This is a genomic window from Kitasatospora sp. NPDC048286, assembly GCF_043201735.1.
In the GTDB taxonomy this organism is placed as follows: domain Bacteria; phylum Actinomycetota; class Actinomycetes; order Streptomycetales; family Streptomycetaceae; genus Kitasatospora.
The window spans coordinates 84,551-96,806 of record NZ_JBICZE010000020.1 but is presented as its reverse complement, the minus strand read 5'-3'; the positions used below and the strand labels follow the sequence as shown (position 1 = coordinate 96,806).

At 74.4% G+C, this 12,256-nt stretch carries 10 protein-coding genes; 7 read left to right on the top strand and 3 right to left on the bottom strand.

What is annotated here, in order from left to right; genetic code table 11:
* The first annotated feature begins 5 nt into the window (after positions 1-5).
* Both ACGF13_RS35390 and ACGF13_RS35385 read left to right on the top strand, forming a co-directional pair.
* Entirely contained in the window at positions 6-644 is a 639-nt protein-coding gene (locus ACGF13_RS35390) for a hypothetical protein (protein WP_392883297.1), read from the top strand.
* 35 nt (positions 645-679) lie between these two features.
* Entirely contained in the window at positions 680-1,297 is a 618-nt protein-coding gene (locus ACGF13_RS35385; protein WP_392883295.1) for an RICIN domain-containing protein, read from the top strand.
* A gap of 51 nt (positions 1,298-1,348) precedes the next feature.
* On the opposite strand, the gene ACGF13_RS35380 is transcribed toward ACGF13_RS35385, so the two are convergent.
* Together ACGF13_RS35380 and ACGF13_RS35375 are read right to left on the bottom strand one after the other, a co-directional pair.
* A complete protein-coding gene (locus ACGF13_RS35380; RefSeq protein ID WP_392883294.1) occupies positions 1,349-4,147 on the bottom strand; it encodes a WD40 repeat domain-containing protein in 2,799 nt (932 codons plus the stop codon).
* Between the two features lie 65 nt (positions 4,148-4,212).
* Positions 4,213-5,103, bottom strand: a complete 891-nt coding sequence (locus ACGF13_RS35375; RefSeq protein WP_392883293.1) for a hypothetical protein — start codon at positions 5,101-5,103, stop codon at positions 4,213-4,215.
* Between the two features lie 300 nt (positions 5,104-5,403).
* On the opposite strand from ACGF13_RS35375, the gene ACGF13_RS35370 reads away from it, so the two are divergent.
* The 3 genes from ACGF13_RS35370 (at position 5,404) to ACGF13_RS35360 (ending at position 7,580) form a co-directional block, all read left to right on the top strand.
* Positions 5,404-6,216, top strand: coding sequence for an arylamine N-acetyltransferase (locus ACGF13_RS35370; RefSeq protein WP_392883291.1), 813 nt, complete (start codon positions 5,404-5,406; stop codon positions 6,214-6,216).
* Between the two features lie 121 nt (positions 6,217-6,337).
* A complete protein-coding gene (locus ACGF13_RS35365; RefSeq protein ID WP_392883290.1) occupies positions 6,338-6,976 on the top strand; it encodes an ATP-dependent Clp protease proteolytic subunit in 639 nt (212 codons plus the stop codon).
* Position 6,977: 1 nt separating this feature from the next.
* Positions 6,978-7,580, top strand: a complete 603-nt coding sequence (locus ACGF13_RS35360) for a ClpP family protease (RefSeq protein WP_392883288.1) — start codon at positions 6,978-6,980, stop codon at positions 7,578-7,580.
* A 51-nt stretch (positions 7,581-7,631) separates the two neighbouring features.
* Here the strand turns inward: ACGF13_RS35360 and ACGF13_RS35355 are convergent, their stop codons facing one another.
* Entirely contained in the window at positions 7,632-8,045 is a 414-nt protein-coding gene (locus ACGF13_RS35355; RefSeq protein WP_392883287.1) for a helix-turn-helix domain-containing protein, read from the bottom strand.
* Between the two features lie 372 nt (positions 8,046-8,417).
* On the opposite strand from ACGF13_RS35355, the gene ACGF13_RS35350 reads away from it, so the two are divergent.
* Positions 8,418-10,469 (top strand): hypothetical protein, encoded by a 2,052-nt coding sequence (locus ACGF13_RS35350; protein WP_392883286.1) that lies wholly within the window; start codon positions 8,418-8,420, stop codon positions 10,467-10,469.
* Positions 10,470-10,482: 13 nt separating this feature from the next.
* Positions 10,483-12,033 (top strand): hypothetical protein, encoded by a 1,551-nt coding sequence (locus ACGF13_RS35345; RefSeq protein WP_392883285.1) that lies wholly within the window; start codon positions 10,483-10,485, stop codon positions 12,031-12,033.
* The last annotated feature ends 223 nt before the right edge of the window (positions 12,034-12,256 follow it).

Here is a 12,256-nt window from a genome sequence, read left to right as displayed (position 1 = left end):
AACAGATGACCCCTGTCCACAGGACGCGCCGGCGGACCCTCGCCGCCTCGGCCACCGCCGCCGTCGCCCTGGGCCTGTCAGTCCTCGGCGCCGCCCCGGCCGCCCACGCCGACACCCTCCCGACGTTCTGCAACCCGGCCGTCGACCAGACCGCGAAGGAACCCTTCAACGTCCAGGTCACCCCGACGGTCACCGACTTCCTCATCGTCAACGTCGCCCCGGGCACCACCGGACAGCACAGCGACACCCTGACCAAGATCAGCTCGGTGACCACCACCGTCGACAACAGGACCGAGATCTCCGCCTCGGCGGGCCCGCTGTGGCTCAAGGTCGAGGCCAAGGTCGGCTTCTCGGTCCAGAAGACCACCTCCAGCACCACCAGCCAGACCGTGAGCGACGTCTGGAACCTCAACGACCCCGGGCGGTACGGCCTCTACCGGGGCACCCGCGTCGTCACCGGCCAGTACGTCAACCGCGTCTGCGCCCAGACCGGCCCCACCACCGGCATCTGGGTCACCTCCTCGCCGACCCCCGGGACGTTCACCACCTACGAGTCCCCGGAGATCGGCTCCGTCGGCTGCGCGCCCGTCCAGCCGGCCGGCACCGTGCGCCGGGCCGCCCAACTCCTCATCAGCAGCTGCTGACCGTGCCCACCGACCCGACGACGACGGAGGAACCCGTGACGAACCCGCTGCGCCGCGCGACCACCCGCCGGGGCACGGCACTGCGCGCCCTCGGTGCCGCCGCCCTCGCCCCGCTGGCCGGCCTCACCCTGTTCGTGGCCCCCGCGTCGGCCGCGCCCCAGGGCCTGTCCTCGACCGCCTGGCACCACTACATCTGCGACGACGGCTACTACCGGATCAAGACGCCGTACGGACAGCTCGTGGAGCGGAACCTGCTCAGCGCCTGGAGCCAGGCAGTCCAGAACCCCGACACCGGCGGCTACAACCAGCAGTGGAAGATGTGCCACTACGAGAACGACGCCGATCTCTTCATCTTCCGCAACCGGTCGAACGAGAACTCCTGCCTGGGCATCTGGAAGCAGGACCCGAACGACCCGAACGAGGGGCTGGCCGACGGCGCCAACTTCTCCGCGTCCGAGTGCTCGGGGTGGATCGTGGGCAACCAGCAGTTCCGGATCCACCCCGTCGCGCCCGGCTCGAACCAGGTGATCCTCCGGGTGGGGCACAGCGGGTCCTTCGCCGCGGTCTCCGACCCGAACGGCGCCGCGGGTTCGGTCATCGCCCAGTACTCCTACCGGGCGACCCTGTTCACGCTGGAGCACCTCGCCGCCTGACGCCCCCCGCGCCGCAGGAGGGTCCGGCCCCGCGGGGCCGGACCCTCGCGCTCACCCGGCGGCGCCGGCCGACCCGGCGGACTCCGCGGGTTCGGCGGGTTCGGCGGACTCCACGAGGCGGAACACCCCGACCTCCCAGCCGAACCCGACCACCAGCCGGTCCGCCGCGGCCGTGGCCAGCGCGCCGACCGGCAGCGGCAGCACCAGGTCGGGGCCGACCGGGGCGAGGGTGGTCAGGTCCCAGGTCCGGACGGTGCCGTCGTCGCCGCCGGTGACGAGGACCGGGCGGCCCGCGACCCGGGCGGTGGTCAGCGCGGGGGTGTCGTCGTCGGAGGCGCGCAGGGGCGGGCCGAGCAGGGTGCGGGTGGCCAGGTCCCAGACGTGTACCAGGCCGTCGTCGCAGGCCGCCGCCACGACCGGGCGGCCGTCGACCACCGCCGTGGCCAGCGCCTCGACGACCGATCCGTCGCCCTCGTCGTCCTCGTCCTCGTCCTCGTCGTCCCAGTCCTCCTCGCCGTCCGCCTCGTCCGGGGCCGACGCCTCGTCCCAGTCCGCCTCGTCGTCCTCGTCCTCCGCCTCGTCCCCGCCGCGCGGCGAGGCGCCCGGGAGGTCGATCGGCTCGCCGAGCGCGGCGCCGGTGGCGAGCTCCCACACCCGCAGCTTCACCTCGTCCGCGGTGACGGCGACCGGCCGGCCGTCCAGCACCGCCGTGGCCACCGCGGTCACCTCGGACTCGTGCCCGGCCAGGGGCCCGTGGAGGACCTCCCCGGCGGTGAGGTCCCAGACCCGGACGAGGCCGTCGGCGCTCCCGGTGACGGCGAGCGGCCGGCCGTCCAGCACCGTCGTCGCCACGGCGCCCACGGTGTCGTCGTGGGCCAGCGGCGAGCCCGCCGACTCCCCGGTGGCCGGATCCCACCGCCGGACCGCCTTGTCGTACGGCTCGACGGTGAGCACCACGGGCCGGCCGCCGACCACCGCCGTCGCCACCGCCTCCACCGGTTCCCCGGACTCGGCGAAGGGCGTGTCCGCCTCGGCGCCGGTGGCCAGGTCCCACAGGCGCACCGAGCCGTCCAGGGCGGTGCTGACCACCAGTGCCCTGCCGTCGAGTTCGACGGTCGCCGCGGCGGTCACCTCGTCGCCGTGCCCGGGCCGCGGGTCGCCCACGGAGCCGCTGTCGACGGCCGGGTCCCAGCGGTGCACCCGGCCGTCGTCGGTGCCGACGAGCACCACTGGCCGCCCGTCCGGCGTCACGGTCGAGGCCAGCGCCCGGGTCCGGCCGTGGGGCCCGGCGAAGGCCTGGGCGAACTGCCGCCCGCCGACCGGGTCCCACAGCCGCACCATGCCGGAGTCGTCGCTGACGGCGACCGCAGCCCCGGCCCCGGTGGCCACCGCCGCGACCTCCTGCGGCCACTCGTGCGCGGCGACGAGGCGCTCGCCCACCGGGCGGGCCCTCGCCAGGTCCCACAGGCTGGTCGCGCCGTCCCAGGCACCGACGGCCACGGCCGGGCGGCCGTCGACGTCCATCACGGCCAGCGCCTGCACCGCGCCGCCCCCGGTCCTCACCGGCGGCAGGAACTCACGCCCCTTCACGAGGTCCCACACCCGTACGACCCCCTGGAAGTCGCCGACCACCGCCACCGGCCGGCGCAGCACCACCGTCGTCACCAGCGCCGTCGGCCGGCCCGTCCGGCGGTCGGCGGGGGCGGCCGGGTCGCGCATCGGCTTGCCGACCGGCTGGCCGGTGGCCAGGTCCCAGACCCGCACGCTGAGGTCGTCGCCGCAGGTGACGGCCACCGGGCGGCCACGCACCACCGCCGTGTCCACGCCGGTCACCCAGTCGAAGTGCCCGGCCAGCGGCGGGTACAGCAGCCGGCGCGTCGTCAGGTCCCAGACCCGTACGACCTCGTCGGTCCCGACCGACACCGCCACCGCCCGGCCGTCCAGCTCGGCCGCGGCCACGGCGCGCACCTGCCCGACGTGGTCGGCCATCGGCTCGCCGACCGCCTCGCCGGTGGCCAGGTCCCACAGGCGCACGGTGCCGTCGTCCCCGCCGGTGACCACGACCTCGCGCCCGTCCACCGGCACCGGGACGGCGGCGAGCGCCGACACCCCGTCCCGGTGGCCGGCCACGCTCCAGCGGCAGCCGCCCAGTTGGGCGCCGCTGGCCCACTCGGCGCGCCGGCGAGGGAAGCGCTCGTCCGCCACCGGGACGGCCTCGATCCGCGCGGCCAGCTTGCCGTCCCGGTACCGGAGGGCGTCGAGCGCCAGCAGCTGGCGGCGCACCGCGGGGCCGGCCTCCCGGTGGCGGTGGGAGGAGGCCTCGTACACCGCGGCGCCCACCCGCCCGAAGCCCCACGCCTCGGGGAGCAGGGCCAGCACGGTCGCCGGATCGGCGTTCACCAGGAACGCGCCGTCGGCGAAGGGGATGGAGCCCAGGTAGACCGCGACGGAACGGCGCAGTTCGGGGTCCGGGCCCCGGGCGGCGCGCAGCCACAGCTCCACGGCCTCCCGGACGTCGCCGTCCTCGCTCACCATCACCCCGAGCCGCTCCTCGGCGAGTTGGCGGTAGGGCTCGATCTCTGTGGTGACGGCGCCGCGCAGCAGCCGGTGGGCCTCGGCCCGGTCGCCGTCGAAGCGTGCCCGGTCGGCGGCGTCGATCGCCGCCGCGACCTCGACCAGGCCCTCGGCCACCCGCGGGGGCAGGGAGGACAGGTCCACCAGCTCCCCGGGGCGCGCCCACGCCCTGCGGTCCTCGTCGACGGGCCGCACGGGCGCCTCCTGCCCGGCGCGCGCACGGCGGCCGCCGAGCAACCGGCCTATCCAGCCGCGGTGTTCCCTCGGGTCGGTCATCGCTCTCCCCACTCCGGTACCGAATCCGACCCACCCTACTGACTTGTCCCCGAAGCCCACGGGCCTTACTGCGGAGTGCCGTTGGCGGCGAGGTGGGCGCTCATCTCCGCGTGGGCGCGCTGGGAGTGGGGGTTGGCCGGGTCGTGGACCAGGCGCAGGTAGTCGTAGAGGATCCGCACGCACTCGTCCCGGCCGGAGCAGGGCGCGTCGGGGGCCAGGCCGAGACGCCCGGTGATCTCCATCAGGCTCCCGTCCTCCGTGGCGTACACCGGATGCCAGACGAGCCGCACCGCGGGGTCGAGCGCCATGACCACGCGCAGCTGCGGCACCTCCTGCGCGATCAGGACGCTCTCCGGGTTGTACGCCCGCAGGAAGATGTGGACGGGGCCGCGGGCGCGGCTCACGAAGGCCTTGGACAGGACGTTCCACATCGGCGTCTTGAGCATCCAGTCCGGGGTCAGGGCCAGCCTGTCGACCACCGCGCCGAAGGCGGTGGCCTCCAGTGGGGTGTGGCCCTTGCCGCGGGCGTAGTCGCTGAGCTCCCGACCACCCGACCACAGGGCCAGCGTCGGCGTGTCGATCTCCAGGTAGTCGCCGACGACCTTCACCAGCTCCTGGTACCAGCTGTTCGACGCGCGGTGGTCGCGCTGGGCCTGGCGCTCGGTGAACCGTGCCATGGCCTCGTCGTTGAGCTGCCCCTGTTCGGCGATGCCGCCGAGGACGAGCTGCCAGGCGATCTCCGTGACGTCCCGGGAGAAACCTGCCTGGGCCATGTCCTCGCGGAACGTGCCCCACTCGCCGTGCGAGACGGGGTCGGCGGCGTGCGCTCTCGCCTGCTCCCTGACCCCGGGATCCTCCAGGCGCTGCAGCCGCCGCGTCACGGCCGCGTTGCCCACCGTCCGCTGGAGGGCGGCGAGTTCGGCGGGGTGCGGGGCCCGCCCGGGCGCGGCGGGCACCGGGGCCGCACTCTGTGCCGCACGCCTCCTCGGCGCGGCCCCGGGCGTTGGCGCCGCCGAGCCCCTCACGGTCTCTCGCATGCTCCCGGCCCTCCTCCGTCACCGCCCGGCACGCCGACCCTACGCCCCCGGCACGGCCCCCGCGAGGGCCGAAAGGGCAGGCCGTGGGGCACCGGTCGGCGCCCCACCGGCCGGCCCGGCCTGCGAGACGTAGGACCAACAGCCGATGGCCACCCGCCCCGCTGGGCGTAGGACCAACAGCCGATGCCCACCCGCCCCGCACCCCGGTGGAATGGCCGGATGAACCACGCACCGCACCCCGAGCAGCCGCCGACCGGCCTCACCGCAGCCCAGCGCTCCGCCTACCTCGACCGCATCGCCCTGCCCGACCCCGGAACACCCTCCCCGCAGGCCCTCGCCCGGATCCAGCTCGCGCACCTGCGCACCGTCCCGTTCGAGAACCTGAGCATCCACCTCGGCGAACACGTCGACCTCGACCCCGCCGCCCTGCAGGAGAAGGTCGTCGCCCGCCGCCGGGGCGGCTTCTGCTACGAACTCAACGGAGCCTTCGCCCAGTTGCTCACCTCACTCGGCTACCGGGTGAGCCTGCTGGCCGCCCGCGTCTTCGACGGCGAACGGCTCGGACCGCCGTTCGACCACCTCGCCCTGCGGGTGGACCTCGACGAGCCGTGGCTGGTCGACGTCGGCTTCGGCCGCTTCAGCCGCCACCCGCTGCGCCTGGACGAACGCGGCGAACAGGCCGACCCCGACGGCGCGTTCACCGTCGTCCCGACCGGCGGGCACGGCGACCTGGACGTCCTGCGGGACGGCACACCGCAGTACCGCCTGGGCCCGCGCCCGTACGAGCTCGCCGACTTCGCCCCGACCTGCTGGTGGCAGACCACCTCGCCGCACTCCCACTTCACCCGCTCGACGACCTGCTCGCTGCCCACCGACGACGGCGGCCGGGTGACCATCACCGGCAGCCGCCTGATCACCACCACCCCGGCCGGCGGGCGCACCGAGCAGGCCCTCACCGACGACGAGGCCCTCACCGCCTACCGCACCCACTTCGGGATCGCACTGGACCGCCTCCCGGCCCTGCCGGGCTGAGCGCCCACCGGCCGCCGTCTGCCCGTGGCGAATCCGCTGCGGGCAGAGACGGGGCATCCGGAGGTCTTCCCGGGCCGACAGTGGAGTCGACGGCAACCCCGCTCCGACGAGGAGAGGTCAGATGACTCCACCCACCACGCCCCCGCCCCGCGCGGCGGACGGCGACACCCCGCCCAGCGCCTTCGACGACCACCTCGCGGCGCAGCTGCTCGCCCAGCGGATCGTGCTGCTCGGCACCCAGGTCGACGACGTGTCGGCGAACCGGGTGTGCGCGCAGCTGCTGCTGCTGTCGGCCGAGGACCCGCGCACCGACATCTGCCTGTACATCAACAGCCCCGGCGGGTCGGTCAGCGCGGGGCTCGCCGTCTACGACACCATGCGGCTCATCCCGAACGACGTCTCGACGCTGGCGATGGGCTTCGCCGCCAGCATGGGCCAGTTCCTGCTCACCGCTGGGGCGCCTGGCAAGCGGTTCGCGCTGCCGAACGCGCGGATCATGATGCACCAGCCCTCGGCGGGCATCGGCGGCACCACCGCGGACATCGAGATCCAGGCGGAGAACCTCCAGTTCACCAAGCGGGTCATCGAGCGGATCACCGCCGAGCACACCGGGCAGAGCGAGCAGACCATCGCGCGCGACGGCGACCGGGACCGCTGGTTCACCGCCGAACAGGCCAGGGAGTACGGGCTCGTGGACAAGGTCGTGGAGTCGGTCGCCGACATCCGCCCGGCCGCCGCCCGCCGACGGATCGGACTGTGACATGGGCTCCTACACGGTTCCCTACGTCATCGAGCGCACCGCGCAGGGCGAGCGCAGCTACGACGTCTTCAGCCGGCTGCTGAACGAGCGGATCATCTTCCTCGGCACCGAGATCGACGACGGCGTCGCCAACGTGGTCATCGCCCAACTCCTGCACCTGGAGTCGGAGAACCCGGAACGCGAGATCTCGATCTACCTCAACTCGCCCGGCGGATCGTTCACTTCGCTGATGGCGATCTACGACACCATGACCTTCGTGCAGGCGCCGATCTCCACCTTCTGCGTCGGCCAGGCGGCCTCCACGGCGGCCGTCCTGCTGGCCGGCGGGGACCCGGGGCGGCGCTTCGTACTCCGGCACGCCCGGGTCCTGCTCGGCCAGCCCGCCAGCGGCGGCCGGCAGGGCACGGTCTCCGATCTCAGCCTCGCGGCCAAGGAGATGGTCCGCATCCGCGCGCAGGTGGAGGACGTCCTCGCCCGGCACACCCGCCACGACCCGGCGACGCTGCGCGCGGACATGGACCGGGACAAGGTGCTCACCGCCGAGGAGGCCGTCGCGTACGGCATCGCCGACCAGGTGCTGAACCGCCGGCACCCGCCCGCCTGACCCCGTACGGCCGCCTGACCCTTGGGCGGCCGCCGGTCCGGCCGGGTCCGGTCAGGCGGCCAGGGCGAGGCCGTCGTAGCGCCCGGTGGGCGAGGTGCGGCCCCGGCCCGCCTGGCCCACCCGGCCCGCCGGGCTCGGGGCGTACCGGGTCAGCTCCTCCTGGGCGAGCGAGAGCAGGTCCCCGAGGCCCAGCCCCAGCGCCCGGGCCGCGGCCGCGAGGACCTCGGAGGAGGCCTCCTTGCGCCCGCGCTCCAGCTCCGACAGGTACGGCATCGAGATCCGGGCCGCCTCGGAGACGTCCTTCAGCGTGCGCTCCTGGGCGAGCCGCTCACGCCGCAGCACGTCGCCGACGACATCGCGCCACAGCGGCTCCCGCCGGGCGCGGGGCCGCTCGCCGGACGCGGGCGGCGAGGCCTGCGGACGCAGGGGGATGACGCGGGCTTCGTTCGACGCATGAGTGCTCACCCCTTCAGCCTAGGCACCCCGGGCCCCGGGGGAAGAGCACGGCGTTCTGCCCTGGGTGAATCCCGCGCGTTGCGCGGATCCGCCCGGCCGCGGCGTCCGGCCGCGCGGGGGAGCCCGGCGCGGGAGGGGATCCGGATCGGGCACGGCCCCACCGGAACCACCGGCCCCACAGGCACCACAGGCCCCACTGCCCGTGCTCCACACGGGATGTGATGGACTATCAGGAGCATCACGAATCGGCAACCGAGGCCCGGTCGTGCGCCGATACCCCTGTGACGGACCGGCCGGCTCCCCTATCCTCCATCCGGCGCGGCGCACTCCCGCCGCGCCGGAGGACGGGGGGACGCGGTGGTTCTGGACGGACGAGCGGCTGTGTTCAGGGCCGTCGTTCCCTCGTTGGTCGGCCTCGAACTGGCGGGGCCCGCTCCCGGGAACGGCACCCGGCTGCCCGTCCCGGCCGGGATCCCCCTGCTGATCGAGTGCGCCGGCGGGCGCCTCACCGGCAAGACCACCCTCCTGAAGACCCTGGAGGAGCGGTACGCGGAACGACTGCCCCAGGCGTACGCGGACCTCGGGCGCGCGGACTTCGGCCGGCCGGGCCTGGCCCTGCCCGCCGAGAACGAGGCCCCCCGGCTGAGCAACGCCTCCCACACCTCGGACCTGCTCTTCCACCTGCGGTACGAGCTGAGCCGGCAGGCGAACCGGTTCGGCGCGGGCCTGTCCTTCCCCCGGCTCACCCAGGGCCTGCTGGCGGTCACCAGCTGGCAGACCGTCGGGCTCGGCGAACTGGAGGCCGCCGGCCGGCGCCTGGAGAGCCTGCTGCGCGAGAGCCAGCCCGACGCCCAGGCGCGCCGGGACAAGGTGGCGGGCTGGACCAGACAGGTCGCCCCGAACATCGGCACCGCGGCGGGGCTGGGCCCCGGGGTCAACGAACTCGTCGCCTCGCTCGCCGACATCGTCGCCACCGAACTGCTCGGCGCCCGCGCCAACAGGAACGGCCTGCGCTGGTGGGCCGAACGCCGGGTCAGCGCCCAGGGCGAGGCGAACGTCCAGCTCTCCGAACTCGCCCGGGGCTTCCGCGGCAACCCGCACGACCGCGAGCGCGCCGAGCGCCACCTGACGGCCGCCCTCCTCGCGGACATCGACGACCACTACACCTGGGCGCGCCGCAAGAACCGGCTGCCACGCCCGCTGCTGCTCCTGGACAACGCCCACACCCCGCTCGGCCGGCCGGTCCTGGACACGCTGACCCGGGTCTGGCACGAGGAGGACGTGCGGACGCGGCCCGGCGTGGTCGTCACCGTCCTGGCACCGGAACCGGCCACCCCCGAGCCGGAGGACGTCGACCCGACGACCCGCAACGCCGCCGGCCCGTTCTGGCGTACGGACCGGCCGCAGACGCCGGCCGGCTGGACCCTGCGGCTGCCCCTGGCCCAGCTGACCCTCGACGAGATCACGTGGATGTTCGGCACGGACCACCCCGGGCCCGACACCGCCCAGCTGATCCACCGCCTCAGCGCGGGACGGGCCGGGATCGCCCACGCCCTGGTCCAGGCCGGCCGACGGGCCGTGCGCCTCGGGCAGAGCCCCGACCCCCGCACCCTGCTCGACCTGCCGGCCGACGACGAGCCGGACACCCGGGTGCACGAGCGGCTGCTGCGCCTGCTGGTCCCCGACGACACCGCCCGGGCCCGCCTGGCCCACTTCTCCCCGGCCCTCGACGAGGAGGCCGCCCAGGCGCTCGCCGCCCACCACCCGCCCGGCGACAACGACCTCCTGCGCGTCCAGACGACCAGACAGCTGCTGACGCAGGACCACTGGGGCTCCCGCCCGTGGCCGGGCACCGGAGCACCGTTCGTCGGCGACCCCACCCTGCGCGCCCTGCTCGGCCACCACCTGGTCACCCTGCTCGGCGAGACCCCCGGGGCCGACCGGTGGCACGACATCCACGAGACCCTCTGCGACCGCTACGCCCCGCCGGACGCCGACCCGCCCGACGAGCGCTTCCTGCACCACTCGCTCGCCGTCCTCGACACCGGCACCGTCGCCCGCACCCTCCACCGGCGCCTGGCCGACCAGTCCACGGCCACCTGGCTCACCGCCCTCAACCTGGTCTGCGCCGCGCCGCACCCGCCCCGGAACCTGACCGCCCTCGCCGCCCGGCCCGAGGACTGCCCGGCCTGCGCGAGCGCCGGCGCCGGCGGCCTCGTGCACCAGGCGGTCACGTCCCTCGTCGACGCGCTGTGGCGGCAGTCGCACCCGCTCGCACCACCCGACGAGCAGCTGATCGGCAGCGTCCGGCTGCAACTGCTCACCCTGGCCCAACACGCCGGGGCCGCCCACCAGACGGTGTTCTTCCGGGCGTACGAGACCTGGCCGCAGCTCCTGCGGCGCTGGGTCCAGGCCCCCCACCTCCCGATCTGAGGAGACCCCGACCATGAGGTTCCTGCCCGACGGGCCCCTGAACCGCGCACTGGCGGCCGCCGTGGCCGTCGCCGTCCTGGCCACCGGCGGCTACCTGGGATACGAGGCATGGCTGGTCGACGACCCCTCCTGCGCCCCCGGTGTGGAACAGCGCGGAGACCAGCACGAGTGCGTCGGCGTCACCGACGGCGCCTACGTCTTCACCGACGACCTGAAGCAGGTCAGCGCCCGCATCAAGGCCGAGAACGACCGCGTGGCCGGCAGCTCGCCCGTCACCGTCGCACTGATGATCCCCATGACCTCCGCCGCGCCCGCCGAACGGCGCGAGCTGGTCGAACAGGTGCAGGGCGCCTACCTGGCCCAGCACTGGGCCAACGACGAGCGGAACAAGAACAGGAGGCAGCCCCCGATCCGGCTGGTGCTGGCCAACCCCGGCCGCGGCTACAAGGAGTGGCGCCCCGTCGCCGATCAGCTCGCCCGGGCCGCGGCCGACGACCAGCAGAACCTGCGGGCCGTCGCCGGCATCAACATCAGCATCACCGAGACCGAACAGGCCGTGCGCTACCTCACCGCGGACAAGCACATCCCGGTCGTCGCCGGCCCCATGACCGCGGACGACATCAAGAACACCCCCGCCGACCCGCGCCGCTACCCGGGACTGGCGCGCATCGCCCCCGGCAACTCCGACCAGGCCGGCGCCCTCGGCTCGTACGGGGCGGCCATCAAGCCCGAAGAGGCCCTGGTGATCGAGGACACGCGTGAGAACGACAACTACCTCGCCACCCTGCGCCAGACCTTCGAGAAGCTCACCAAGGGCGCCCCCAACGCACCGGAGACCTACCAGTCGCCGCCCGACTTCAACGACGAGGGCAACCTCGCCAACGACTTCCACCAGATGGTGCCGAGCATCTGCACCTCCGCCGCCACGACCCTCTACTTCGCCGGCCGCCCGGTCCAACTGCGCCAGTTCCTCGTCGAACTGGGCAACCGGAGGTGCAACAAGCACTACACGGTCATCAGCGGCTCGCACGCCTCCACCCTGATGGTCGACGCGAAGTTCGCCGACAAGTGGGACGCCCTCACCACGGGCGCCGGCATCACCGTGCGCTACACCGCCCTCGCCCACCCCGACACCTTCGGGGAGAAGAGCACCGAGGCCCCCGGCGGTTCCAAGGCCGCCTCGAAGGAACTGGCCGACCTGCTGGGCGAACCCGACACCAAGGCACCCGACGCGATCGGCCCCGCCGACCTGCGCGACGGCCGCGTGATCATCACCTACGACTCGGTCTCCACCGCCATCGCGGGCATCCGCAACCAGACGGTCGGGGACGTCAAGGTGCCCTCGACCGACGACGTCGTCCAGAGCTGGCGACGGCTGCACGGCGACAACCGGGTCGAGGGCGCGAGCGGCTGGATCTGCCTCGACCAGTACGGCAACCCGTACAACAAGGCCGTGCCCATCGTCCACCTCGACCCGGCCGCCAGGAACGCCGTCCTGGACACCCTCGCCTGGCCCCTCGTCCACGCCCCCGACGCCAACTGCTCCATCGGCAGCGACGGCTGAACCGGCCCACCGCCGCGGCACGTCACCGCGGGCCGGCCCCGCTCCGCCGCGCCGCCGCCCGACACCTGATGTGGTCTCAACCACTGCAGGAAAACCGCAGCCTGGCGCAAAACCGGACCCGCCGGCTTGACGGAATTCGCCAGCCCCGCGCACCACCCGCACCAGGCATTGACCCGGGCATGACGTCGTGTGAGTGTTCGGGCACCCGAGCGCGGACGGCCCG